Annotated in this window: 21 protein-coding genes and 1 pseudogene; 17 read left to right on the plus strand and 5 right to left on the minus strand. The window is 69.0% G+C overall.

Annotated features, from left to right (window positions below; genetic code table 11):
- Positions 1–233: 233 nt before the first annotated feature.
- Entirely contained in the window at positions 234–1,703 is a 1,470-nt protein-coding gene (locus tag ABZ911_RS34430; protein ID WP_358065724.1) for a polysaccharide deacetylase family protein, read from the minus strand.
- 98 nt (positions 1,704–1,801) lie between these two features.
- On the opposite strand from ABZ911_RS34430, the gene ndhC reads away from it, so the two are divergent.
- The 10 genes from ndhC to ABZ911_RS34480 all read left to right on the plus strand — a co-directional run bounded on the left by ndhC (position 1,802) and on the right by ABZ911_RS34480 (position 11,010).
- Positions 1,802–2,173 (plus strand): NADH-quinone oxidoreductase subunit A, encoded by a 372-nt coding sequence (gene ndhC, locus ABZ911_RS34435; protein WP_358065727.1) that lies wholly within the window; start codon positions 1,802–1,804, stop codon positions 2,171–2,173.
- A 118-nt stretch (positions 2,174–2,291) separates the two neighbouring features.
- On the plus strand, positions 2,292–2,759 hold the full coding sequence (locus tag ABZ911_RS34440; RefSeq protein ID WP_358065835.1) for an NADH-quinone oxidoreductase subunit B family protein: 468 nt from the start codon (positions 2,292–2,294) through the stop codon (positions 2,757–2,759).
- Entirely contained in the window at positions 2,756–3,301 is a 546-nt protein-coding gene (locus ABZ911_RS34445; RefSeq protein ID WP_358065730.1) for an NADH-quinone oxidoreductase subunit C, read from the plus strand. Before ABZ911_RS34440 ends, ABZ911_RS34445 begins: the two co-directional genes overlap by 4 nt.
- Complete coding sequence (gene nuoH / locus ABZ911_RS34450) at positions 3,294–4,247, plus strand: NADH-quinone oxidoreductase subunit NuoH (protein WP_358065733.1); 954 nt, start codon at positions 3,294–3,296, stop codon at positions 4,245–4,247. The genes ABZ911_RS34445 and nuoH overlap by 8 nt, the downstream gene beginning before the upstream one ends.
- A gap of 5 nt (positions 4,248–4,252) precedes the next feature.
- Complete coding sequence (locus ABZ911_RS34455) at positions 4,253–4,942, plus strand: Crp/Fnr family transcriptional regulator (protein ID WP_358065736.1); 690 nt, start codon at positions 4,253–4,255, stop codon at positions 4,940–4,942.
- Between the two features lie 156 nt (positions 4,943–5,098).
- Positions 5,099–5,440 (plus strand): hypothetical protein, encoded by a 342-nt coding sequence (locus ABZ911_RS34460; RefSeq protein WP_358065739.1) that lies wholly within the window; start codon positions 5,099–5,101, stop codon positions 5,438–5,440.
- Positions 5,441–5,481: 41 nt separating this feature from the next.
- Positions 5,482–6,174, plus strand: a complete 693-nt coding sequence (locus tag ABZ911_RS34465; protein ID WP_358065742.1) for a hypothetical protein — start codon at positions 5,482–5,484, stop codon at positions 6,172–6,174.
- 13 nt (positions 6,175–6,187) lie between these two features.
- Complete coding sequence (locus tag ABZ911_RS34470; RefSeq protein WP_358065745.1) at positions 6,188–8,164, plus strand: hypothetical protein; 1,977 nt, start codon at positions 6,188–6,190, stop codon at positions 8,162–8,164.
- Between the two features lies 1 nt (position 8,165).
- Entirely contained in the window at positions 8,166–9,680 is a 1,515-nt protein-coding gene (locus ABZ911_RS34475; protein ID WP_358065748.1) for a hypothetical protein, read from the plus strand.
- Positions 9,673–11,010, plus strand: coding sequence for a DUF4407 domain-containing protein (locus ABZ911_RS34480; RefSeq protein ID WP_358065750.1), 1,338 nt, complete (start codon positions 9,673–9,675; stop codon positions 11,008–11,010). The genes ABZ911_RS34475 and ABZ911_RS34480 overlap by 8 nt, the downstream gene beginning before the upstream one ends.
- A gap of 138 nt (positions 11,011–11,148) precedes the next feature.
- Here the strand turns inward: ABZ911_RS34480 and ABZ911_RS34485 are convergent, their stop codons facing one another.
- Positions 11,149–12,837 carry a protein kinase gene (locus tag ABZ911_RS34485; protein WP_358065753.1) on the minus strand — a complete coding sequence of 563 codons (1,689 nt, stop codon included), beginning with the start codon at positions 12,835–12,837 and terminating at the stop codon, positions 11,149–11,151.
- Between the two features lie 91 nt (positions 12,838–12,928).
- Here ABZ911_RS34485 and ABZ911_RS34490 point away from each other — a divergent pair, with 91 nt between their 5' ends.
- The 7 genes and pseudogenes from ABZ911_RS34490 (at position 12,929) to htpX (ending at position 21,867) form a co-directional block, all read left to right on the plus strand.
- Positions 12,929–14,092 (plus strand): 4Fe-4S binding protein, encoded by a 1,164-nt coding sequence (locus ABZ911_RS34490; protein ID WP_358065838.1) that lies wholly within the window; start codon positions 12,929–12,931, stop codon positions 14,090–14,092.
- Positions 14,092–14,661, plus strand: coding sequence for an NADH-quinone oxidoreductase subunit J (locus ABZ911_RS34495; RefSeq protein WP_358065756.1), 570 nt, complete (start codon positions 14,092–14,094; stop codon positions 14,659–14,661). The genes ABZ911_RS34490 and ABZ911_RS34495 overlap by 1 nt, the downstream gene beginning before the upstream one ends.
- Positions 14,661–14,951 (plus strand): annotated as a pseudogene (gene nuoK / locus ABZ911_RS34500) (NADH-quinone oxidoreductase subunit NuoK); the annotation flags it as partial. The gene ABZ911_RS34495 and the pseudogene nuoK, both read left to right, overlap by 1 nt.
- 284 nt (positions 14,952–15,235) lie before the next feature.
- Complete coding sequence (locus ABZ911_RS34505; protein ID WP_358065759.1) at positions 15,236–17,335, plus strand: NADH-quinone oxidoreductase subunit L; 2,100 nt, start codon at positions 15,236–15,238, stop codon at positions 17,333–17,335.
- 52 nt (positions 17,336–17,387) lie between these two features.
- The gene (locus ABZ911_RS34510) at positions 17,388–18,980 is read left to right on the plus strand and encodes an NADH-quinone oxidoreductase subunit M (RefSeq protein ID WP_358065762.1); all 1,593 of its coding nucleotides are present in this window, start codon (positions 17,388–17,390) and stop codon (positions 18,978–18,980) included.
- Entirely contained in the window at positions 18,977–20,692 is a 1,716-nt protein-coding gene (locus ABZ911_RS34515) for an NADH-quinone oxidoreductase subunit N (RefSeq protein ID WP_358065765.1), read from the plus strand. Before ABZ911_RS34510 ends, ABZ911_RS34515 begins: the two co-directional genes overlap by 4 nt.
- A 323-nt stretch (positions 20,693–21,015) precedes the next feature.
- Positions 21,016–21,867 carry a zinc metalloprotease HtpX gene (gene htpX, locus ABZ911_RS34520; protein ID WP_358065768.1) on the plus strand — a complete coding sequence of 284 codons (852 nt, stop codon included), beginning with the start codon at positions 21,016–21,018 and terminating at the stop codon, positions 21,865–21,867.
- 135 nt (positions 21,868–22,002) lie between these two features.
- Here the strand turns inward: htpX and ABZ911_RS34525 are convergent, their stop codons facing one another.
- The 3 genes from ABZ911_RS34525 to ABZ911_RS34535 all read right to left on the minus strand — a co-directional run bounded on the left by ABZ911_RS34525 (position 22,003) and on the right by ABZ911_RS34535 (position 24,648).
- Positions 22,003–22,845, minus strand: a complete 843-nt coding sequence (locus ABZ911_RS34525; protein WP_358065770.1) for a hypothetical protein — start codon at positions 22,843–22,845, stop codon at positions 22,003–22,005.
- 220 nt (positions 22,846–23,065) lie between these two features.
- Positions 23,066–23,641: a pyridoxamine 5'-phosphate oxidase family protein gene (locus ABZ911_RS34530; protein ID WP_358065773.1), complete on the minus strand. Its 576-nt coding sequence runs from the start codon at positions 23,639–23,641 to the stop codon at positions 23,066–23,068.
- Between the two features lie 20 nt (positions 23,642–23,661).
- The gene (locus tag ABZ911_RS34535; RefSeq protein WP_358065776.1) at positions 23,662–24,648 is read right to left on the minus strand and encodes a hypothetical protein; all 987 of its coding nucleotides are present in this window, start codon (positions 24,646–24,648) and stop codon (positions 23,662–23,664) included.
- Positions 24,649–24,743 lie beyond the last annotated feature (95 nt).

Raw genomic sequence — 24,743 nt, forward strand, 5'->3', positions numbered from 1 at the left:
CGACGCGCCAGGGCGCAGTCGCTTGTGGCACGTTCTCAATTCCATGCTAAGTCCTCGGGGGTCACACGTTTCGTGACACACGTCACGGGTAAACGTGGGGAAAATCAGGCCGACGCGAGAGAACAAAGGGGTCGACACAGTCCAGCCGCGAGTCGGCACAGGTCAACGTGCAGGCGGGCGAAGAGGACGGTTCGGCTCACGGTGCTTAACTATATGCGCCTTCTAAGGCTGCCCTACGTCAGGGGGCGCTTACCGATGACCTTCGGGCCGGAGCTGTAGAGGCGTCCGGGGGTCATCCCGGCGGAGCCGTACAGCTCGGGGACGGTGACGAAGGTGTAGCCCTCGGCGGTGAGCCGTTCGAGAATGATCGGGGTGGCCGCCACGCTCGTGCGGCTGCTGTCGTGCATGAGGACGATCGCCCCCGGCCGGGCGCCCTTGATCGCCAGCTCGGCGACCGCCTTCGGGTCGCCGCCGTTGCGGTCCAGGGTGTCGATGTCCCAGTTGACCAGCGCCATGCCCATGTCCTGCGAGGTCAGCGCGAGATCCTTGCTCCACGCCCCGTACGGCGGGCGGGCCAGCGTGGGCGTCTGCCCGGTGGCGGCCGAGATCGTCTGCTGGGTACGGCCGAGCGAGTCGGCGATCTTGCTGTTCGACAGCTTCGACAGGTCGTGGTGCGCCCAGCTGTGGTTGCCGACCAGGTGGCCCTCTTCGCTCATCCGGCGCAGGAGCTCGGGCGCCGCGGCCGCGCTGGAGCCGACCGTGAAGAACGTGGCGCGGGCTTTCGACTCCGCCAGCACGTCGAGCAGTTCGCCCGTGGCCGGGCCCGGCCCGTCGTCGAAGGTCAGCGCGATGCACTTGGCCTTCGCGCAGTCGACGTCGCCCGCGGCCGAGCTGCGCGCCGCGGGAGTGCGCGGCGGTTTCACCGGGAGCGTCTTCGACGGCACCGGACGCGCCGCGAGCACCGCGGTCCTGGCCCGCCGCCCCGCCTCCGACAGCAGCGCCTCGGTCTGCAGCGGGGGCACGGCCACCGCCACCCGGCCGAGCGATCCCGGACCCACCTGGTAGTCGTCGAACTCGACGACGAGTTCGCCGCGCGGGTTGAAGGCCATCGAGTCGAACACGTCCGGGTCGGCGACCACCGCGCTGATGTCCACGTCCAGTTTTCGCTCCTGCAGCTTCCGCTGGACCACCCCGGCCAGGGTCTGCAGCGCGCTTTCCCCGTCCAGCAGGCCGGTGGAGCCGAAGGCCTGGTCGGTGGTGTGGTCGTACCAGAGGGTGCGCCGGGAGTTGGTCCAGTTGGCGCCGTGGAACTCGCCGGTGCGCAGCCGTACCCCCGTGACGCCGTGGGTGGCGGCGGTGAGTTGCCAGTCCATGTTGAGCTCGGGGCGCGGCTCGGGGCTGTCCGGCTTGGTGGAGGTGACGAAGTCGTCGAGCCGGCGGCGGGCCTCCTGCTCCAGCTTCTTGGTGAGGGCGGGGGCGGTCCGCACGTCGGGGAAGGCGATGTGCACGTATCTGTCGCCGGCGTCGCGTCGGGTGACCGTCCTGGTGATCAGTCCGTCGACCTGGGCGGGGTCGACGAACTTGATCATCGTGGGCTCTGCCCGGACCGTGAGATCCGGGGTGCGGGAGGCGGTGGCCATGCCGCAGCCGACGGCTGAAGCGGCGATCAGCGCGATTCCTCCGGCGAATCGGAATCGGTGCATGCGTGCCACATTATGGCGATATATGCGTGGTTTGCCGGGATTTTGGAGGATGCGGGCGGAGCCTTTGAGGTGCGAGCGGCGGAGGTTATGATCGGCTCATGAGCGGATACTTCGGCTCTTATGTTCTCGTCGCCGCACTGCTCGCGATCGGTGTGGCCATCGTGGCCGGTGCCCTGTTCGCCAACCGCCTGCTCCGTCCCACCAGGCCGACCGCCGAGAAGCTGAGCACCTACGAGTGCGGCGTCGACCCCGTCGGGGAGGGCTGGGCACAGTCCCAGATCCGCTACTACGTGTTCACCTATCTGTACGTCGTCTTCGCCGTCGACGCCGTCTTCCTGTTCCCCTGGGCCACCGTCTTCGCGGCGCCGGGCTACGGGATGACCACGCTGGTGGAGATGTTCGTCTTCCTGGCCTTCATCGCCATCGGCATCCTCTACGCCTGGCGCAAGAAGGTCCTGACCTGGACGTGAAGACAAAGCGCGCGGCCCTCTACACCTGAGGGCGGGCGCGCGGGAGAATGGTCACATGGCAGCGACGGATCTTCCGATGCCCACCGTGGGCCCGGTCTCGCGACTGGCTCCCAAACCCATGCGCTTCGTGCTCAACTGGGGGCGGCGCTACTCCCTGTGGGTGTTCAACTTCGGGCTCGCGTGCTGTGCCATCGAGTTCATCGCGACCTCGATGAGCAGGCACGACTTCATCCGCTTCGGTGTCATCCCGTTCGCCAACGGGCCCCGGCAGGCCGACCTGATGATCGTCTCGGGCACGGTGACCGACAAGATGGCGCCCGCTGTGAAACGGCTCTACGAGCAGATGCCCGACCCGAAGTACGTCATCTCCTTCGGCGCCTGCTCCAACTCCGGCGGGCCGTACTGGGACTCCTACTGCGTGACCAAGGGCGTCGACCAGATCATCCCCGTCGACGTCTACGTCCCCGGCTGCCCGCCCAGGCCCGAGGCGTTGCTGCACGGCATCATGACGCTGCAGGAGCAGATCGCCTCGGAGCGGCTGAGCGACCGCTACGTCTGGTCCCGCTCCCACGGGGAGGACGCGTGAGCGACTTCGGACCCGGAACCGAGGTGTCCGAGTCGTACGGCGAGACCACCGTGGACGTCCCCGCCGACGGCTGGCTCGGCCTGCTGACCCGCTGCCGGGACGCCGGATACGAGTTCTTCGACTGGCTGACCGGCGTCGACGACCCGCCCGGCGGGTTCACCGTCGTCGCCCACCTCTACAACCCCGTCGCCCGCCGGCAGGTGCTGCTGCGTACCCGGGTGCCGCGCGACGACCCGCGACTGCCGTCGGCGGTCGGCGTCTACCGGGGCGCCAACTGGCACGAGCGGGAGACGTTCGAGATGTTCGGCGTGATCTTCGACGGGCATCCGAACCTGGTGCCGCTGCTGCTGCCCGACGGGTTCGAGGGGCATCCGCTGCGCAAGGACTTCGTCCTGGCCGCCCGCGTCGCCAAGGCGTGGCCGGGGGCGAAGGAGCCCGGCGAGTCCGGGCAGGGCTCGCCGAGCCGCCGCAAGACGCTGCCCCCCGGCGTACCAGCCGAGTGGGGTCCGCCGCCGACGCCAGGGGAGGACACCGATGCCTGAATGGCTGGAGATCCTGCTGAGGTTCGCCGTCATCCTGGCCGTCTTCCTGGTGCTGCCGCTCATCGTCGGGCAGAGCGAGCACAAGGTCATGGCGCACATGCAGTCGCGCCTCGGCCCGATGTACGCCGGCGGCTTCCACGGCTGGGCCCAGCTCATCGCGGACGGGGTGAAGTTCGCGCAGAAGGAGGACGTCATCCCCGCCGCCGCCGACCGGCGCGTCTTCCAACTGGCCCCCGGCGTCGCGCTCGTCCCCTATCTCCTGGTGCTGATCGTCATCCCGATCGGTCCCGGCCTGGTCGGCGTCGATCTGTCCCTCGGGCTGTTCTACGCGCTGGCCGTGATGGGCATCGGGGTGCTCGGCTCGATCATGGCCGGGTGGGCGTCGGCCAACAAGTACTCCGTGCTGGGCGGCATGCGCTCGGCGGCCCAGCTCATGTCCTACGAGCTGCCGCTCGTGCTCTCCGCCTCCAGCGTCGCGATGGCCGCCGGGACGCTGTCGCTGCCCGGGATCCTGGACGCCTGGGAGTGGTGGTGGCTGCCCTGGCAGGCGATCGGCGCGGTGGTGTTCTTCCTGGCCGGTCTGGCGGAGCTGCGCCGGCCGCCGTTCGACATGCCGATCGCCGAGTCCGAGATCATCATGGGCCCGATGACGGAGTACACCGGCATGCGCTTCGCGCTGTTCATGCTCTCGGAGTACGTCGGGATCGTGGTGCTGTCGTTCCTGACCACCGTGCTGTTCCTGGGCGGCTGGCACGGGCCGCTGCTGCCCGGCGTGGTGTGGACATTCGTCAAGGTCCTCGCGCTCGCCTTCGTGATCATCTGGTTCCGGGTGAGCTTCCCCCGCCTGCGCGAGGACCAGTTGCAGCGGCTGGCCTGGGTGGGCCTCGTGCCACTGGCCCTGGTACAGCTCGCACTCACCGGCGTCGTGAAGGTCCTCGCGGGATAACGCCGATGCCATGGCCCGCCGGCACGCTGATGGCCCACCTCGACGACGAGGTCGGTGAGGCCCTGCTCGCGGCGGGCGGGGCGACGACGCGCGACAGCGGGCACGTCCTGATCCGCCAGGGCGACACCGAGGACCGGCAGGTCTACCTGCTGCGCTCCTCGAAGCAAGGCCGTTCGGCCATCGTGAAGGTGACCACCACGCTGGAGAACGGCGAGGACTGCCTGCTCGGCGTCAGGGTCCACGGTGACCTGGTCGGCGAGCTCGCGCTGCTGCGGGACCAGCCGCGCTCGGCCACGGTGACGCTCTGCTCCGACGCGCTGGTCCACACCATCCCCGCGGGCGGCTTCACCGCCCTGCTCGAACGGCACCCGTCGATCTGGCGGGCGATGGCCATGATGATCGCGGACCGGCTCGACTGGGCCAACCGCCGCAGGACGGAGATGGCCGGGCACAGCGTGGCCGTACGGCTCGCGCACGTGCTCACCGACCTGGTCGACCGGCACGGCTACGAGGTGGACGGCGGCTTCGACGTGGGCGTCGGCCTCACCCAGGCGGAGCTGGGACGCCTGGTGGGCGCCAGGGAGGACGCGGTCAACAAGGCGATGCGCGGGCTGCGGGACCTCGGCCTGGCCGAGACCCGATACCGCCGGATCACCGTCCTGGACCTGGCCAACCTCCGCACCTTCACCGCATAATCCGGGCATTTCCCATTATTTCGGAAATATCTCTTGGTGGAATGCTGAATTTATCTGGCAAATCCGTACGCATACGCCTTTCATCTGGTTTGGTCATGGAACACTGTCTCTCCAGCTTCCCGCGATCTCCTCGGAGTGGCGATGTCGAGTGCGAACTTGCCGGAAATAGCCAATATTCTGTGGGCCGCCGTCGCCGCGGGCGGACTCGAGAGAGTCGGCGCGTACGGCACCGAGGCGACCGTCACCGGGCTCAAGTCGCTGTGGCAGCTCCTGCGTGACCACCGCATGCGCAAGGGCCTGCCCGAAACCCCGCAGAGCCGCGATGAGCTGTACGAAGGGCTGGTCGCCCTCCTGGCCGAAGACCCCGAGACGCCCGCGCTGGTGCGAAAGATCGACCTGACCACGATCGAGGCCGAGCAGGTGGTCAGCACCGTGATCAATGGCACGGTCACCATGTGGGACGGCACCATCGGCATCAGCAACGGGCCGCGGCGATAAGAGAAAGCCAATTCACCGTGTCGTTAACTCACGGGCGACGCGTGCTCCTGTCGGTCGATGTCGTCGGATACAGCAAAGGCGACGATCATCGGCAGGGAGCCGTCCAGTCAGCCCTGATCAGATCGCTCGAAGCCGCCGCGCGAGCGGCGGTACTCGACCGGAACGGCTGGCGCGTCCAGCAGTCCGGAGACGGTGAGTTCGCCGTCCTGCCGCCCACCGAGCCCGAGCCCCGCGTCGTGGACGACTTCGTCCGCCACCTCAACCGGCTGCTGGGCCAGCACAACCGGACCACGGCCCGGCCCGACAGGCTGCGGCTGCGGGTGGCCATCCACGCCGGCGTCGTCAGCGAGGCCGACAACGGCTTCGCGGGAGAGTCCGCCGTCGTGGTGGGCAGGCTCCTCGACTGCGCGCCCCTCCGGTCCGCGATCGTGGCCGCGCCCGACGCCAACCTGGCCCTGATCGTCTCCGACGAGGTGTTCAAGGGGACGGTCGCCTCCGGCTACACCACCTGCGAGCCGTCCGCCTTCCGCGAGGTCGCCGTGACGGTCAAGCAGTACCACGGGCGCGCCTGGATCCACGTCCCCGGGGCGGACGTGCACGGCCTCGACCTGGCCACTACCCACGACCCCGCGCCCGGCGGCGCGGCGGCGCCCAGGCCCACGCAGGCGGTCACCACCGAGATCCACGGTGACGTCCACCTGCGAGGCGGCGTGATCGGCATCTCCAACAACTGACCGGAGCACCTCGTTGACCTCCTCCGTCCCCGAGCCGGAGTCGCCCAACCCCATCTACACCAATCAGAGCGTCGCCACGGCGATCGGCTCGGTCTACATGGCGAACGGCGTCATCGGGCTCGCGAACTCCGCCCCCGGGCAGCCACCCGCCCAGCGGGCGTCGGGGCCCGTGCCGTACACCATGATCAGCGCGGCGCGGGAGAGATACGCGCCGCCGCGTGCGCACGCGGACGCCCTGGCGGCGGTCCGCGACGAGCGGGTGGTCGTCCTGTACGGCCCGCAGGGCGTCGGCAAGCGGACCGGCGCGCTCAACCTGCTGCTGGACGCCGACCCCGGGCTGCCGCTGGTCATGCTGCTCCCCGACCAGACCCTGGAGGAACTGGCCACCGGGACGTACGACTCCGGTACCGGCTACCTCGTCTTCGGCTGGTCGGGAGAGGACGCCGCCTCCGACGGCGGCGACGTGAGCCTCGGCGGCCTGCTGAAACGGATCCAGACGGCCAAGGCCTACCTGGTCATCACCAGCGAGCGCCCCCTGTCCGGCCCGCAGTCACCGGTGATCCCGCACATCGGCTGGACCCGCCCACCCGTCGAGGACGTCCTCCAGGTGTACGGCACGCCCCCCGGCGACCTCGCCCCCGGCGTCCTGGAGGCGCACACCCTCGCCGACGTCGTCCAGTACGCCAGGAACCTGGCCGAAGGACTGAGCCCGGCGGAGTCGCTCAGCGGGCTGGACCTGGCCCAGCGCCGCGACGTCGAGCAGTGGTTCGACGGCGACCCCACCCCGAGGGAGATCCTGGAGGCGGCCGCGCTGTGCTTCCTCGACGGGCTGCCGGAACGCACCTTCGAGAGCTGGTTCGCCGCCCTGGCGGACGCGGTCATCCCACCGCCCGAGACCCCGCAGGAGGGCGCCCCGCCCGCCGCGTTCGCGCAGACCAGGCGGCGCCCCAAGGACTCCCTGATCCACGTGCGCAAGCTGGCCGCCGACGCCGGCGACGCGATCCCCGGTCAGACCAGGCGCTGCGTGCTGTTCAAGAAGGAGGGCTACCGGGCGCACGTCCTGTCCGAGCTGTACGACCGGCTCCCCGCCGACTTCTGGACGCCGCTGTTCGGCTGGCTCCACGAGATCGTCAAGCAGCCCGATCCGCACGCCTGCCTGCAGACCGCCCACGGGCTCGCCCTGCTGGCCAGGGACGACTTCGACAGTGTCAGGGAGAGCTTCCTGCAGCCGTGGTCGGCAGACGAGCGCGACTGGCGCGGCTGGACCGCCGCCACCCTGGTCCTGTGGTCCATGTGCTTCGAGGAGGAGCTGGCGCCGCTGGCCAGGCAGACCGCGATCCGCTGGTCCCGCAGCAGGAAGCCGCATCGCAAGCGCGCGGCGACGCTGGCGTTCTCGGGAGCCGTCGGCGCGCTCTACCCGGCGGACACGCTGCGCCACCTGTGGCGGCTGACCGAGGACGGGATGACCTCGGAGAGCGCCTCCTCGGCGATCATCCTGCTCTACTTCACGCTCAGCAACGCCGACGGCGACGGGCACCTCGTGGTGCTCGAAGACCTGCTGCAGCGGGTAGGTGATCCGCCCGGCCGGGGCAGCCCGCGCCTGCTGCGCACCCTGAGCGTGCTCATCGGGGTGCTGAGTGCGGGTGAGGAGGGCGCTCCGCCGCTGGCCGTACGGCACCTGCGGAGCAGGCCGCAGGACGTTCCCGTGTTCGCCCGGCTGTGGGCGGCGAGCATGATCAACCGGCCGAGCCGTACCGCCGTCTTCGACACGCTCTACGACGTGCTCAACGCGCTCGGCCGGATCGATCCGGTGCCCGAGGACCTCCTGCGGGACCTGCTGCGCAACCTCGCCCAGGCCCTTCCCGCCCGCGAGCATGAGCCCTTCAAGCGCGACTTCGAGCGCCATATCACGCGGCGCAAGAACGGGGAGGACGCCACCCGCCTCTTCGTCACCCTTCTTCGATCGATCTTCAGCTCAGAGGACGGATAGCATGCCGTACCCGATCAGCAGGCAGTCGACCCTTCAGCCGGTGCAGAAGCAGCGCCTGCGCAGGGCGGCGCGGCCGGCGGGGGAGATCCCCATGCCGGAGTCCCATGAGGTGCTCGTGGTGAGCGACGGCGTCCGCACCTACCGCAGCGACCAGAAGCGCATGGGGCCGAGCGAGGAGCACGTGCTCAGCGCGACCAGCTACAGCATCGTCGACATGCGGAAAGACCGGCCCATAGCGGTCCAGATGCCCATCCAGTCGGACGGGGTGGAAGAGTTCACGCTGCGGGTGACGTTCCGGTGCAGCGTGACCGATCCGGAGGCGGTGGCGCAGAGCGGGCACGCCGACCTGTCCGAGCTGCTGCTGGCATACGTGAAGGGCTATCACCGCATCCGCCAGATCGGGCTGCAGCACGCCGTCGAGGCGGTCGCCCTGGCGCAGGACGACGCGCTGACCGAGCTGAGCATCTACGCCAACGCCAAGCCGCCGATGTTCTACGGCATGCACGTCGAGCTGCTGGGTGTGGAGGTGCTGAACCCCGCAGGGGTGCTGGAGGAGAAGCAGCAGCAGGAGGAACAGCTCAAGGAGCACCGGCGCAAGCACTTCGAGATGGAGCTCGAACGGGAGACCATCGAGCGCCGTCGCGCGTTCGAGCAGGTCGACCTCAAGTACACGCGGGACCGTACGCTCGCCGACCAACGCTTCGAGACCGACCTGGATCGGGAGAAGACGGACTACGCGCACGAGAAGCGCCAGCGGGATCTGGCCGCCGACCTGCGGCACGCCCAGATCTTCGCCCGGGAGACCGCCGACGACCCCTACGCGGTCATCTCCTACGCGCTGGCCAGAGGCGAGCTGAACTCCGCCGAGCTGCTGCGTCGCATCGACCACGTCGACCAGCGCAGGCAGGAGATCGAGCAGGAGGACCGGCAGCGGCGCCACGCCTGGGAGACGACCAACGACAACCGGGAGTGGGAGGCGCACAAGGACCGCCTCGCCTTCGAGCGCGAGATGGCGCTCAAACGGCAGGAGCTCGAGACCACCCGGGAGGGGCGGGGCTGGGAACTGCGCCGGGAGGAGGTCCGGCTGAAGATCGAGAGCGAGAACCGCCTGCAGCAGTTCGAACTCGGCAGGGAGGACCGCGACTGGGAGCGGCGCAAGGACGAGCTGCGGCTGGAGCAGGAGAAGGAGCTCAGACTGCAGCAACTGCAGAGCGCCAGAGACGAGCGCGACTGGGCGGACCGGAAGGTCCGGCAGGAGTGGCAGCAGGAGAAGGAACGCTACGAGCTGCAGATGGTGCTGGAACGCGAGAAGGACCGCCGCGAGGCCAAACTGAGCCTGCTGCGCGGCCTGATCGAGCGAGGCCACACCGACCAGATCCCGATGAACGAGGTCGTCGAGCAGATGATCGGGGAACTGGCCGTGAGCGAGCCGAGCATCGAACCCCCGTCACCCGCCGACCTCCCGCCCGCCCTCGAGACCTCCTCCGATCAGGTGCCGGAGCGCGACAGTGACTGAGACGATGCAGGCCCCCGGCACGCGTCACTCCCACCGCCCGCGTCCCGAACTCACCCGGCGAAGGTACGGCCCCAGCCGTCTCCTGCGGATACTGGCCGGAGTCGACGAGGCGGTGCTCGACTGGGTGCCGGAAGAGCGGGCCAAGCTCACCAGGACCGGCGCGATCGTCCTGTGCACGGCGCTGATCGCCGCGGTGTCGGTGTGGATCGTGCTGCACGAGATCATCGGCGTGCCGGTGGCTCCCGCCATCGCGGGCGCGGTCTTCTGGGGCGGCGTGATCGCCGTGATCGACAGCTGGCTCATCACCAGCACGAACGGCGTGATCGGCCGCAGACGGTTCTGGATGCTGCTGCCCCGGCTGGCCATCGCGCTGCTGATCGGCGTGCTCATCTCCGAGCCGGTGATCCTGCAGATCTTCGAGTCGGCGGTCACCCAGCAGGTCGTCAAGGACAGAGCTGTGGAGATCAGCACACTGGAGAACGGCTACGCCCGCTGCCACCAGGGCCTAGGCGTGACATCTCCCTCCGGCACGGACTGCGACTCCTACCAGCTCTCCATCCCCGTGGTGGACAACAAGTCCAGCCTGGCCACGATGGTGGCGCTCCGCGACGCCCGCGCCGAGGAGGTGAAAGAAGCGAAGAGAAGAGCCGACCAGATCTACGACGACATGAACAAGGAGTGCGACGGCGGGCAGGGTGACGGCTTCTCCGGCATTCCGGGGGACGGGCGGCTCTGCAACAGCCGCCGGATAGCCGCCATGAAGGCCCGCGCCGCCCTGAACAAGGAGGAGAACGAACTCAACAAGCTCGGGCGGTCCGTCAGCGACCTGACCAGCGCGCAGGCGAAGGCGGCCGGTTCGTACGGGGAGGTGGTCAAGAAGGCCGTCGACGCGAAGGTCGCCGAGATCAAGCAGGGCTGGGCGGCCAACCCCGGCCTGCTGGAACGCCTGGCGGGGCTCGGCAGGCTGATCGCCGCCAACTGGGCGATCTTCTGGGCGCACCTGCTGCTCACCCTGCTGCTCGTCGTCATCGACAGCTTCCCGGTGCTGACCAAGCTGTTCAGCGGGCCGAACGCGTACGACCGGCGGCTGGCGACGCAACTGGAGAGCAGGGAACGGCTGCACGACCATGACGTGAAGGTCACCGAGCGGTTCCGGACCGGCGACAACGAGGTCCGCCTGCACAAGGAGGAGATCCGGATACGGCACGAGAAGGCCGACAGCGACCACGAGGTCGCCCTGAACGCGGCCAAACGCGACGCCGACCTGAGAGCCCAGATCGACACCCTCGCCGACCAGGTCAAGGCCGGCCGCCGCGCCCAGGGCTGGTGACCCGGCAGACGCTCCCCACTCCTCCCGAGAAGGGCCTCCACGTCCCTGGCCCGCGCATGTAGCCGCCTCCTCCTCCGCCTCCGCCTCCGCCTGCGTCGCGGTTCCGCCTGCGCCTCCGCCCGCGGTGAGGCGGTGGGTTCAGTGGACGATGGCGAGCATCACTTCGGAGGCGGTCGGGCGGTCCTCGAAGCTCTTGCTCAGGCAGGAGCCCACGATGGCGCGCAGGGACTGGGGTAAAGGCGTCAGGTCGGGGTGGTGGTTGAGGACCCGGTTGAAGACGGCGGGCACGGTGTCCTCACCGAAGGCCGGACGCCCCGTGGCGGCGAACACCATCGTGACGCCCCAGCTGAACACGTCCGACGGCGGGCCGACATGCGTGCCCGACAACTGCTCGGGCGACATGTACGGCGGGGTGCCCGACATCTTGCCCGTCATTGTGGAGTGGTCCAGAGCCCTGGCGATGCCGAAGTCGATCACCCGCGGGCCGTCGGCCCCGATCAGGACGTTGCTCGGTTTGAAGTCCCGGTGGACGATCCCCGCCTTGTGGATGGCGGCCAGCGCCCCCGCCGTGGACAACGCGAGGCGGGTCAGCCCGTCCTCGTCCCGAGGCCCCTTGGTACGGACGAGCTGCTCCAGGGACGGCCCGTCCACATACTCGCTCACGATGTAGGCCAGGTCACCGGTGATGCTGACGTCGAGCACCTTGGCGGTGGAGAACGTCGCCACCCTGCGCGCGGTCTCCACCTCGCGGACGAACCGGTCGCGCGCCTGGTCGTCCCCGAGATCGTGAAGCATCTTGACGGCGACAGGAGTGCCACTGGGCGAGGTCGCCAGGTAGACCACACCCTGACCACCCCGCCCAAGCGACCGCTGCACGCGATAGTGCCCGATCCACTCGGGATCTCCCGGCCGCCGCCCACCCTGCGGACGCGCCTCGGAGCTAGGCGGGCGTCCGTAGGAGGCTTCAGAGCCCGGATGTGGATGGGTGTGCGACAGGCCGGGTTGCGAGGGGCCTTGTGGACGGCCATGTCCCGGCTGCACACGAGAGGCCCCTGGGCTCTGCTGCGCATGTGAGGCCCCTGGGCTGTGCTGTGCGTGCGAGGTTCCCGGGCTCTGCGGTGGGTAGGCCTGCGGGGGACCGGAAGCCTGTGGATGACCGTGCTGAGGGCGGCCGGTGGCGCCGGGGTATCTCGGATATCCGCCCGCCGTCGGGTCGGGGTATCCGGCGCTTGAAGCAGGAAACCCAGTGGCCGCCTCGCGGCGCGGCACGTTGCCGCCAGGCCCCGGATAGCCGGGCTGCCCCGGGTACGGCCCAGGGCCGGAGTGCGCACCCCGACGCGACGGAGTCGTGAGATGTTCGTGGAGATACGGCGTCTGCCTGAGGCGCGGCGTCTGGACCATCCTCGGAACCAGAATCCCCGAGTGGATGAGACCACCCACCCAGCTGAGCATCAGCCCCACCGCAATCGGGGCGAACAGTACGTCGGGCGCGTTGTCGAGGTCGTCATAGCTCATCGTGACGATCAGGAAGGCGCTGACGCACGCGCCGTACACGGCCGCGGCGATGATGAGCAGTCTGCTGCGCAGCCAGTAGGCGGCGAACCCGATCGAGAACGGCGTCGCCAGACCGCAGGTGAACAGAGGGATGCAGGCCCACAACACGGCGGCGGCCCACGCTCCCCCACTGGGGCGGTCCTGACTGTACGACATGGCGGGAGAATATCCCGTCCCACAGTCACAAATTGGGTTGTGGACAACTTGTGTGGATAACCCCGGCGCTACCTGTGGATGACTGTGGAAAACCTGGGGACAAGGGGCCCGGAACATTCACCTGAGACGCTTAGTGCGTCATGATGTTCGTATGGCGAGGATTCCGGGAGTGGGGCTGGCGAAGGGACTGTCCGTCACCCTTCGCCACATGCTGCGCCGATCGGTGACCCAGCAGTATCCCGAGGTGCACCCCGACCTCCCTGCCCGCAGCCGCGGCGTGATCGCCCTGGTCGAGGAGAACTGCACCTCCTGCATGCTGTGCGCCCGGGAATGCCCCGACTGGTGCATCTACATCGACTCCCACAAGGAGACGCTGCCCGCCCCCGAAGGCGGCCGCCCCCGCCAGCGAAACGTCCTCGACCGCTTCGCGATCGACTTCTCCCTCTGCATGTACTGCGGCATCTGCATCGAGGTCTGCCCCTTCGACGCCCTCTTCTGGTCCCCAGAGTTCGAGTACGCCGAAGGCGACATCCGCAACATGCTCCACGAGAAGGACCGCCTGACCGCGTGGGCCCAGACGGTGCCACCGCCTCCCGCACACGAAGTAGGCGCGGAACCTCCCAAGGAACTCTCGGCCGCCCCGCGCCGCCCTGCAGATCGCTCTGGCGGCCCTCGCACTGGCCCTGGCGCCACCCGCAGTCCTGGTGCCACCGCCGCCCAGAGCCCAGGCGCTACCGGTACTCGTAGGCCAGGTGCGCGCCCCACCAGCTCGGGCTCAGGTTCCACAACCGGCCTCGGGGCGGATTCCCCTGCTGGTCCTGCCTCAGGCGCTGGCCAGGATGGTCCTGCCGCTGCCGCTAGCGCCCCTGCTGTTGGCGACGCTGCTGCGGGTCCCGCCGGCCCCGCTGGCCGTACCGCTGACACCGGCTCGTCACAGAGCGTGCCCTCCGCAGGAGGTGCCGACCAGGACGTGCTGCCCGCCGGTCGCGAGGCGTCGTCCACAGAAGCGCCGGCGGACGCGTCATCTCCTGGTGCGAGTTCCCGGGACGCGTCGTCACCAGAAACGTCCTCCCCAGAGAAGACGCGAAGAGACACGTCGTCCACAGGCGGGACGCCACAGGACACGCTGTCCACAGCAGGGACGCCACAGGAAGAGTCGTCCACAGCGGAACCGCGGGCGAACTCGTCGTCCACAGGCGCCGCCTCCGGCGCAGAGTTGTCCACAGGCTCCGGCGCGCCCCCCACGCAACCGCACCCGGAAGAGCAGACTTCATCCGAAGCACCCCGCAGGCGGCGCATGGTCGACCCACGGTCGATCCGGCCACCCGGCGGGCTCAAACGCAACGAGTCACGGGAGCCCGAGGAGGAGTAGTGACCGAGGCGGTGCCCTCCTACCTGTCCCCCACAGGACAAGAGATCGTCTTCTTGTTGCTCGGTGCGGTGGCGGTCGGTTCGGCGCTGCTCGTCGTGACCACGAAACAACTCGTCCACGCTGCCCTCTGGCTGGTGGTCTCCTTCGGCGCCCTCGCCGGGTGCTATCTGGTCCTGACCGCCGAGTTCGTCGCCTGGGTCCAAGTGCTCATCTACGTCGGCGCGGTCGTCGTCCTCCTGCTGTTCGGCATCATGCTCACCAGGGCCCCGATCGGCAGATCAGCCGATCTCGACAGCGGCAACCGCATCACCGCCCTCGTCGTGGCCGTGGCCACGGCGGCTCTGCTGGTCACGGTGGTCATCGACGGCTTCCACACCGCCTACGCACCCCTGGAGCCGGGCCCGGGCTCAGCGCAGGAGCTGGGCGCGAGCGTGTTCCGCAACTGGGTGCTGCCCTTCGAGGCGCTCTCGGTGCTCCTGCTCGCGGCACTGATCGGCGCCATCGTCCTCTCGCGCACCGACATCACCTCCGCTGCCCCGCCCCCGACAGACGAGAGCAGGGGGAAGTAGTGCACATCGTCTACCCGGCGGTCGTCTCCGCGCTGCTCTTCTCCATCGGCGTCTACGGCGTCCTGGCGCGCCGCAACACCATCCTGGTGCTGATGTCGGTAGAGCTGATGCTCAACGCCGTCAACCTCAACCTGGTCGCGTTCGACGTGTGGCTCAGAGACAGACTGCACGGCGGCCAGGTCCTCACCCTGTTCGTGATCGTGATCGCCGCAGCGGAACTGGGCGTTGGCCTGGCCATCGTGCTGGCGGTGTACCGCAACCGCAAAACCGTCGACCTCGACCACCTCCGCGACCTCGCCGAACCCCTCCCCACCAGCACATCACCATCCCCCGCAGCCCTTCCCTCAGCTACCAGCGACCCGCCCCCGGGTAGCTCCCAAGCCTCGCCCGCCGGTGCCAGCCGACGCTCGCCGGCCGATGGCGCCCCGGGTTCCCCGACTGACCAAGATCCCCCCTCTGGCGGCGCCTCGTCCTCCGGCAACGGTGAAGGGGGAGCCGGTTACGCGGTGGGAGATTCGGTCGCCGGAGAGCATGATCCCGGCCGCGACGAGCCCGCTAGACGAGGCGGTGCCCGATGAACTCCGGATACCTCGACTCGTTCCCCGCAGCGATCATCCTGCTGCCCTTCCTCGCCGCCTTCGCCGGACTGCTCCTCGTACGCCGCCGCCGCCCACCAGCCGAAATCACGCGCACGCTCAGGGCCCCCGACACCGGCCCATCCACTCGTGACGAGCCCGCGGACTCCGCTCAACCACCCAACCGAGAATCCCAGCCGGAAGGGAGTCAGGCGGGTTCTCCGGCTCAGGCTGAAGAGAGTCAGGCGGGTTCTCCGGGGGATTCGGAGGTTCTGCCCGCCGAGACGGCTGATCCCGCCGCCAACAGGCGGGCCGCCTGGTTCGCCGTCATCCCGACGGCCCTCGCCGCGATTCTGGCGACCTGGCTGGCCTGGAGCCAGGGCTTCGCGTTCTTCGACCGGCTGAACGGCTCCAGCCGACCAACCCCTCCCGCAGGCGGCACGTACGGACAGATCGACACCGGTGGCGTCCCGATCTCCCTGACGCTCCAGGCGGACGACCTCTCCTCGATCCTGGCCGTCCTCGTCACGCTCGTCGCGCTGGCCGTACAGGTCTACTCGATCGGATATCTCAAAGACGACCCGCGCTACCCCTCCTACAGCGCGTTCATCAGCCTGTTCACCAGCGCGATGCTGCTCGTCGTCTACGCAGGCGACCTGCTGGTCCTCTATGTGGGCTGGGAGGTCATGGGGCTGTGCTCCTACCTGCTGATCGGCCACTGGTGGGAGGATCGCGCCAACTCCAGGGCGGCCGTCAAGGCGTTCCTGGTGACCAGGCTCGGCGACGTCGGCTTCCTGTTCGGCGTGTTCGTCCTCGGCGTCGCGGCGGACAGTTTCCGTATCTCCGACGTGATCGCGGCGGTGCCGCAGATGTCGACGGGCACGCTCGTGGCGGCGACGATGCTGCTGCTGGCGGGGGTGGCGGGTAAGAGCGCGCAGGTTCCGCTGCACACCTGGCTGCCGGATGCGATGGCGGGCCCGACGCCGATCAGCGCGCTGATCCACGCGGCGACGATGGTCGCGGCCGGCATATTCCTCGTCGCGCGGCTCTTCCCCGTCTTCGTCGCCGCCCAGCCGACCCTCGACGTGCTCGCCGTCCTCGCCGCCCTCGGCATGCTCGGAGCGGCCCTGGCCGCGCTCGCGCAGGACGACCTCAAACGCGTCCTCGCCTACTCCACGATCAGCCAGCTCGCCTACATGGCCGCGGGCCTGGCCGCCGGATCCGACACCGCCGCGATCTTCCACCTGCTCACACACGGGGCGTTCAAGGCGCTGCTCTTCCTGTGCGCGGGAGTGGTGATCCACCACGTCGGGGCGAACCTGATGAGCCAGATGGGCGGCCTGCGACGCGCGCTACCCGTCACGTTCGTCACGATGACGATCGGGTTCGCCGCCCTGATGGGCCTGCCGCCCACCAGCGGTTTCTTCAGCAAGGACGGTCTCCTCGTGGCGATCGAGCGGGCGCTGGCCGACGGCGGGCTGACCGACGCCGCGGGGCTGCTGCTGTACGGCTGCGCACTGGCGACCATGGCCGTCACCGGGGCGTACGCGACGCGCGCCTGGCTGCGCACCTTCTTCGGCGAGGTTCGCGTGGTCGCGCTGCCCGAGCCGGAGCCGGGCACCGCGCACGTCATCGACGTTCGCGAGGCGCCGAGGTCGATGCTCGTGCCGATCGTGCTGTTGGCCGTACCGGCGCTGTTGCTGGGGTTCGCCGTGGCTGGGCATCTCGACTGGGCGGCGGCGGCGATCAGTGTCGCGCTCGCCCTGCTCGGAGCCGGGATCGTCTACGCGTTCTGGCGCGGCGACCCCGTGGCCGACCCCGCCAGACTGCTCGGCCCACTCCGCGCGCCGTGCGAGCGGGCGTTCTACGTCGACACCGTCTACACGGCCCTGTTCGTACGCCCGGTCCTGGCGCTCGCCAGGCTCGTGGTCAGCACCGACCACAGGGTCGTCGACGGAGCCGTGCGCGGCTCGGGCCGTTCGGCTCGCGACGTCTCCGGGCTGCTCAGATTCGCCCAGAACGGCAACGTTCAGCTCTACGTCAGCGGCGTGCTCGCGGGCGTACTGCTCATCGCGGTCGGGGCGGTGATGTTGGGATGAACGCGCCGGCGCGAAGCCCTGACGATCGCTCACGGCGGGAGGTGGAGGCACGATGAACTGGCTGCCGATCGCCCTCCTGGGCGTCCCCCTGCTCGGCGCGACGCTGCTGCTGATCCCCGCCACCGCCCAAGGCCGCTTCCTCAGGGCGTACGGCCTGGCCGCGTCAGGGATCACCCTCGCGCTCGCGGTCCTCCTGGCCGCCACCTGGGAGTACGGCGGGCCCCCGCTGCCCCAGGCCACCGTCGACCTGCCATGGATCCCCGCCCTCGGGCTGCGCTTCCACCTCGGCGTCGACGGGATCTCGCTACCCCTGGTCGTACTGACGGCGTTGCTGACCTTCCTCTGCTTCGCCTACCTGTGCTGGGGCGACGCGCGCCAACCCGGCCAACTACTGAGCGGCGTCAGGCCCAGAGCACTGGTGTTCACGCTGCTCGTCCTCGAAGTCGGCATGATCGGCACCTTCCTCGCCCTCGACCTGCTGCTGTTCTTCGTGTTCTTCGAGGTCGTGCTGATCCCGATGTACTTCGTGATCGCCATCTGGGGTGGACCGGGCCGCCGCGCGGCCGCCACGAAGTTCATCCTGTACACCCTGCTCGGCTCCGTGGTGCTCCTGCTCGGCCTGCTGATCATCTGGGCCCAGACCGGCACCCTCGACATCGTCGCCCTCGCCCAGAGCCACGGCGCGGGCATGCCCAGGTCCGTACAGATCCTCGCGTTCGTCGCCATCGGCATCGGCCTCGCGGTCAAAACCCCCATGTGGCCGCTGCACACCTGGCTCCCCGACGCCCACACCGAGGCCCCGACGGTCGGCTCGGTCCTGCTGGCCGGAGTACTGCTGAAGATGGGCACGTACGGCTTCGCCCGGATCGCGATCCCGATCCTGCCCGAAGGGGCGGCGGTCGTGGCGCCGTGGTTGGGTGCGTTCGCCGTGGTCGGCATCATCTACGGAGCGCTGGCCTGCCTCGCCCAGCGCGACCTCAAACGCATGATCGCGTACTCGTCCGTCGGGCACATGGGGTTCGTGCTGCTCGGGTTCGCGACGCTGACCACGGTCGGCATCAACGGCGCCCTCTTCGGCAACGTCGCCCACGGCCTGATCACCGGCCTGCTGTTCTTCCTGGCGGGCGGGATCAAGGAGAGGTACAAGACAGCCGACATGCCCGCACTCGGCGGCGGCATGCTGGTCCGCTTCCCACACCTCGGCGCGCTGCTCACCTTCGCCTGCGTCGCCTCACTCGGCCTGCCCGGACTGGCCGGATTCTGGGGCGAGATGCTGGCGTTGCTCGGCTCCTTCGACCCGGCCGAAGGCCTCTCTCGCCCTCTGTACCTGGCCTTCATGGCGATCGCCGGCCTCGGAGCCCTGCTCACGGCCGCGTACTTCCTGGTCATGCTCTCCCGCGTCACCCACGGCCGTCCGTCCCCGCGCCCCACGCTGGCCGGGGTTGGGGGCGGGGGTGAACGTGGACTCTCGTCCGCTCCCGAGCCTGCTTCCGAGGCGGTCTTGGACGCCCGTGACGCGAGAGGGTACGAACTGGTCGCCTGGGTACCGCTGGTCGTGCTGATCCTGCTGTTCGGGCTCTGGCCGAAGGCGCTGCTCGCCCTGACCACGCCCGTGGTGGAGAGCCTCCTGGGGGTGTCCCTGTGATCCAGACGATCGACTACTTCGCCATCGGGCCCGCGCTACTTCTCGCTCTGCTGGCCGGCCTGGTCCTCCTGCTCGACGCCTTCCTGCCGCGCACGCCGTACGTCCGGACCGCGCTTGGCCTCGTGACCTTGGCCGGTGTCCTCGGCGCTGGGGGGCTCCTGGGGGCTCAGGCCGTACACGGGCAGACCTTGCAGACGTTCTGCGTGCCGAAAGGGCTGGTCGCGAGTGGTCCGGCGCCGTGTTCGTTCGTCGTCGACCAGTTCACGCTGATCTTCGCGGGGCTGGCCCTGGTCGCGGGCGCCGTGGTGGTACTCCTGTCGATGACCGAACTCGCCGAAGGCGGCATCCCCGTCGGCGAGTGGTACTTCCTTCTGCTCTGCACCCTCGTCGGCGCGGTCACCCTGCCCGCCTCTCGCGACCTGATCATGCTGGTGGTCGCGCTGGAACTCGTCTCGCTCCCGGTCTTCGCGCTCACCGCGCTCCGCCGCTACGACGGCCGCTCGTCCGAGGCGGCGGTCAAGCTGTTCCTGGTCTCGGTCGTCTCCACAGCGGTCATGCTCTTCGGCGTCTCCTTGCTGTACGGCATGAGCGGCACGGTGTACCTCACCCAGCTCCGAAGCGTCCTCGCCGCCGGACAAGTGGGTGGCGCTACGGCTTTGGGCGGTGCCCAAGGCGCCGGGGCAGCGGCGTCGGCGGGTGCTCAGGGGGCTGGAGCGGCGGCGCTGGACAGTGCTCAGGGAGCGGTGTCCGGAGGCGCCGGGGCGGGAGCGCTGGGTGGCGTCGGGACGCCGATGCTGGAGATCGTGCCGCAGGTGCCCGCCGTGGTGACCGTCGGGGTCGTGCTCGTGCTCGCCGGGTTCGCCTTCAAGATCGCGGCGGTGCCCTTCCACGCCTGGGCTGCGGACGTCTACCAGGGAGCGCCCGTCCCCGTCGCCGCACTGCTCTCGGTGATCTCCAAAGCGGCCGGATTCGCCGGGCTCATCCTGGTTCTGGTGAGTGCACTGAGCAGCCAGGCGCCCACCTGGTCGCCGATCATCGCCATCGTGTCCGCCCTCACGATGAGCGTGGGCAACCTGCTGGCTCTGCGGCAGCGCTCCGCCGTACGCCTGCTGGCCTGGTCGTCGGTCGCCCAGTCCGGGTACATCCTCGCGCCGCTGGCGGTGATCGTCGGCGCGCGTGAGGCGGCCGTGAGCGCGTCCGTGGCCTACCTGGTCTTCTACGCGGCGATGAACCTAGGGGCGTTCGCCGTCGTCATGCTCGTCTCCAAAGCGGGCGGGCCCAACGAGATCGACGACTATCGAGGACTGGCCTACCGCAGCCCGGTGGCGGCGCTGGCCCTGGCGTTCTGCCTCATCTGCCTGGCCGGGCTACCGCCGGGCCTGGCCGGTATGTTCGCCAAAATCGTGGTCTTCCGGGAGATCGTCGCCGGCGGAGTGGGCTGGCTGGCCGTGGTCATGGCGGTGAACACGGTGATCGGCCTGTACTACTACGTGACTTGGACGGCCCGGCTGTTCACCCCGCTGAAGGAGGCCAGGCCCGCCACCACCGCTGCCCTCGCGGGGGGCGGCGCTTCGGGTTCCGGGGGTTCGGGATCGAAGGGCTGGAGGGGGCGGGGTGCGGTGGCGACGTGGGTGGCGGTGGGGTTGACGCTCGCGGTCGCGGTCCTGTTCTCCGTGGCTCCGCAGCTCGTGCTGGACCTGGCGGCCTTGTAGACGCGCCGGCTGGGGTTGCGGCTCATGCTTCGGGTTTGGCGTGTGGCTACGACGAGTCTGTGGTCCGCCAGGCGCCTGCCGCTCAGGGAATGGCCCAAAGAAAAGGTTCATCGCGCCAGGGAATGCCCGAGGACCGTTGGGGTGCGAACGGTGGAGCGAGATCGGCTTGGCTGCCGGTACCGCAGGTTTTGAGAGCGGCGGAGTCCAGGGAGGTGGGATGTGAAGGATGGGACTTGAGGGGAGGTCGTTGGGCGGGCAGGGAACGACTGGCCAGGGGATCGACGTTGGTAAGGATGAGCCCACGCCACGGAAGGGGGAAACCCTTGCACCACAACGGCCTGCGTACCACGGTCCTTCTCGTAGCCGTGTCAGTGGTGATCATCGGCGTGGGGGCCTGGGTGGGGGGTGGCCCGGGGCTGCAACTGGCGTTGCTGATCGCGCTGGCCAGTACCGCCGGCGCGTACTTCTTCTCCGACCGCATCGCCCTGTCCGCCATGCGGGCCAGGCCGGTCAGCGAGGTCGAGTACCCGGCCCTGTACCGCATCGTGCGTGAGCTCTCCACCGAGGCCAGGCAGCCGATGCCCCGCCTGTACATCTCGCCCACCGCGCAACCCAACGCCTTCGCCACCGGGCGCAACCCGCGCAGGGCCACCGTGTGCGTGACGTACGGCCTCATGCGGCTGCTCGACGAGCGCGAGTTGCGCGGCGTCATCGGCCACGAGTTGGCCCACGTCTACAACCGGGACATCCTCGTCTCGTCGGTGGCCGTGGCACTGGCCACGATGATCACTTGGCTGAGTTATGTCGCGGTGTTCTTCGGGGGGTCGGATGACGACGAGGGGCCCGGGTTCGTCGGCGCGCTGCTCATGATGGTGCTGGGGCCGGTCGCCGCCGGGATGATCCAGATGGCGATCTCCCGGTCCAGGGAGTACAAGGCGGACGAGGCCGGGGCGAGGCTGACCGGAGATCCGCTGGGGCTGGCCGCCGCGCTACGGAAGATCGAGATGGGGGCCAGGAGCCTGCCGCTTCCCGAGAACAGCAGGCTGGCTTCGGCATCCCACCTGATGATCGCCAACCCGTTCAGCGGAAGCGGGCTCGGCCGGATGTTCTCCAGCCACCCACCCACAGCGGAGCGGGTAGCCCGCCTGGAGCGCATGGCGGGCTACCGCCGCTGACCGTCCCAGCGACCTCCCGAGAATCCCGAGCACATTCGTGTTCGCCCGGGTGAGCTTTCAGCGGGCCCTCGCCCAGGCTGTCCCGGCACGGATTCCAGAGATGGCGGCCTGGTGCCAGGCCGGGGCGGTGGGGGGCTATTCGCCTGCGAGGTGAATGTCCCACACGTTCTGTTCGGTGGTGTACGAGTCGCTTATGTGCATTCGGCCGGTGTGGGTGTCCACTGAGCGGGTGACGTAGCTTCCTGGTTGGCGCAATGTCAGCAAGGTCAGGCGGTCACGTGACGCCCAGTCCAGTCGGCGTGGTTCCTGCTTCGGGGGAATCTTCAGTCGTAGAGGCTTCCGGGATTCCATGGCATTCGACGTGGCGTAGAAGCGCACCACGACTCTCCCGCCCTCCCGTGCCACTCCCGCTAGCGTCGTACCCCCATCGCCCAGCGCGACCCAGCCCGTCACCGTCGTGCCGCCGGACGGCTGACGCCCGCCAGGGGAGTAGACCGCGCTCTCTTCGCCGTCGAGCTTGACCAGCAGCAGTCGTCCATCGGCGCTGAAACCCATCACCTTGGCGTAGTCGGGCAGCGTCCACCGCTTCCCCGTGGCCACCTCGAACACCGATGTCTCCTGGGTGCCGAGCTCGGGATCGATCACGAGGTAGCGGCCCGCAGGGGAGAGCAGCAGATCGAGCTGCTCCATGGGCACCCCGCCGAAGGCCGTACGGGCGAGATGGTTGATCTTGCCTGAGGTGAGTGAATGGACGACGAGTTGGTGGGTGGATCGCGCGATATAGGCGACATGGCGGCCAGTGGGGTCCACGGCGATCGGAGCGCGGAGTGCCATCTCGCGGCCCCCGGAGTCGATGGCGCGTACCTGCGCGTCGGGTAGAGGCAAGATCATGCCGCCACGCAGCCACAGCCGCCAAGGGCCACAGATGTGCCGCTTGACGGATTTGCTCGCACAGGTGGCGAGCCCCGCATAGCGCACGGGTTTTGGTGCCGTGATTGATCCGGCTCGGCGTCCGTGGCCCGCTGCCGTGATCGGTTCAGCTTGGTGTGCGGGGTCCGCTGTCCAGATCGGTCCGGCTTGGTGTGCGGGTGCGACCGCAGAGGTTGCGGGGGTGCTCAGCCATACACAGTGCGTAGGGAGGACCAGGAGAGTGCTCAGCAGGGTGGCGGCTGTGAACATGGCCGGAACCCTAGTGCCGTCACGAGTGCTGGGTCACCGGATCGGTCTCCTCGGCGCTCAACCCGGCCAGCCCGTCGATGCTCTCCCGGTTGTTCTTGGCACGGTACGCCCGCTTCTGCTGTACGTCCTTCCGCCCGGCCCACTCATCCAGCATCGACCGATCCTCCTCAAATGCCATGAACGGCACCGCGAACCCGCAAGAATCCGCGATCCGCTCACAGTTGACCACGATGATCGACCGCACCCCGGGATGCGGCCCGAACCGGGGCAGCAGCTCGGCGAAGGATTCGTCGGCGGGAGTGACGACGCGGCCCGTGCCGTACAGGCGGACGATGTTGGGGGGTCCCTGGAAGGCGCAGAACATGACCGTGATGCGCCCGTTGTCGCGGAGGTGGGAGATGGTCTCGACGCCGCTGCCGTCGAGGTCGAGGTAGGCGACGGTGAGGTCGTCGATGACGGTGAAGGTGTCGGCGTACCCCTTGGGCGACACATTGACGTGCCCGCCTTGCGAGGGAGCGGTGGCCACGAAATAGACCGGCTGCGCAGAGATGAACTCACGCAACCGGTCCGTCAGCTTTTCGTAGAGTTTGCCCATAAATGTGACGATATCCGCGATCAGTCGCCTGGCAACCACCAGGTCCAGATGCCGGACTTGAAGCGGAAGGAGTCCGCCAGAGGGGAAGCGCCGGAGTTCGGGTCGATCGTCCGCTTGGTGTACCCCTGGAGGTCGCCGTTCGCGTTGGAGCGCATGTTCCAGACGCTCAGCTTGCCGGAGGTCTCCCAGAGCAGCCGGGTCGGCGACTCCGTGGCCGGGTACCTGAGGGTCACGGCCTCGGAGACCTCGTCCGTCGACAGGTCGTACGTCCGCAGCCTGGCCTTCTTCGACCCGGTGATCACCAGCGCGACGGTGGCCCCGTCGTCGGCCAGCGCGATCGGCGAGTTGTTCGACACCACCTGCGGCACGACCTGGCTGTGCATCTTGTCCCCCTTCCCGTCGTACACCGCGAACTCCGTGGTGTTGTCGTCGGTGGAGCGCGAGGTCAGGACGTACTCGCCGTCGGGGCTGAAGCTCTGCACGAACTCACCGCCGGGCAGCTTGCTCGTCGTCCCCGCCTGCAGGTCGACCACCACCGAAGGCTTGGTGGCGCTGAAGTCGAGATAGTCGATCACCAGCCGCCGGCCGTCGTTGGAGAACCCGAGGTCGAGGTCGGACATCCCCAGGCCCTTGGGCAGTATGGCGGCCTTGCCCGGCAGGGCCTTCACCGAGCCGGTCACGACGTCGCGGACCACCAGCCGGCTGTCGCTCTTGCGGAAGTAGTTGACGTACCGCCCGTTCCCGCTGACCGCGAGCGGGGCGTTCGCCTCCTTGTCGACCTTGCCGCCGGCCGACTCCGGGAACACGACCGCGTCCTTGAGTACGAGGTCCTTGCCGCTGCGCATGGTCAGCGTCCACGGCCCGCACGGCACCGTATAGTCCTTCTTGGCGCAGCCGTCGACCCAGGCGTACCTGACCGTGTTGGTCCCCGCGGCCGCGGGCGTGATCATCAGTGTCGATGCGGCGGCCGCGACAGCCAGCACCGCGAGCCCGCGAGTGTGCAGCATGGTGGTTCCTTTCGTCACTCAATAGATGCCGGGCTCGCGTCAAAGGTTGCGACACGATTTGGCCGCGCGACGGCAGAATCGGGACATGCCCCCTC

This window comes from Nonomuraea sp. NPDC046570, assembly GCF_040645915.1.
Classification (GTDB): domain Bacteria; phylum Actinomycetota; class Actinomycetes; order Streptosporangiales; family Streptosporangiaceae; genus Nonomuraea.

What these genes read in the sequence shown, in the direction of transcription:
- ABZ911_RS34430 (WP_358065724.1), bottom strand. Translation starts at nt 1,703, where the DNA reads ATGCACCGATTCCGATTCGCCGGAGGAATCGCGCTGATCGCCGCTTCA.
- ndhC (WP_358065727.1), top strand. Translation starts at nt 1,802, where the DNA reads ATGAGCGGATACTTCGGCTCTTATGTTCTCGTCGCCGCACTGCTCGCG.
- ABZ911_RS34440 (WP_358065835.1), top strand. Translation starts at nt 2,292, where the DNA reads ATGCGCTTCGTGCTCAACTGGGGGCGGCGCTACTCCCTGTGGGTGTTC.
- nuoH (WP_358065733.1), top strand. Translation starts at nt 3,294, where the DNA reads ATGCCTGAATGGCTGGAGATCCTGCTGAGGTTCGCCGTCATCCTGGCC.
- ABZ911_RS34455 (WP_358065736.1), top strand. Translation starts at nt 4,253, where the DNA reads ATGCCATGGCCCGCCGGCACGCTGATGGCCCACCTCGACGACGAGGTC.
- ABZ911_RS34475 (WP_358065748.1), top strand. Translation starts at nt 8,166, where the DNA reads ATGCCGTACCCGATCAGCAGGCAGTCGACCCTTCAGCCGGTGCAGAAG.
- ABZ911_RS34485 (WP_358065753.1), bottom strand. Translation starts at nt 12,837, where the DNA reads ATGTTCCGGGCCCCTTGTCCCCAGGTTTTCCACAGTCATCCACAGGTA.
- ABZ911_RS34490 (WP_358065838.1), top strand. Translation starts at nt 12,929, where the DNA reads ATGCTGCGCCGATCGGTGACCCAGCAGTATCCCGAGGTGCACCCCGAC.
- ABZ911_RS34505 (WP_358065759.1), top strand. Translation starts at nt 15,236, where the DNA reads ATGAACTCCGGATACCTCGACTCGTTCCCCGCAGCGATCATCCTGCTG.
- ABZ911_RS34510 (WP_358065762.1), top strand. Translation starts at nt 17,388, where the DNA reads ATGAACTGGCTGCCGATCGCCCTCCTGGGCGTCCCCCTGCTCGGCGCG.
- ABZ911_RS34530 (WP_358065773.1), bottom strand. Translation starts at nt 23,641, where the DNA reads ATGGGCAAACTCTACGAAAAGCTGACGGACCGGTTGCGTGAGTTCATC.
- ABZ911_RS34535 (WP_358065776.1), bottom strand. Translation starts at nt 24,648, where the DNA reads ATGCTGCACACTCGCGGGCTCGCGGTGCTGGCTGTCGCGGCCGCCGCA.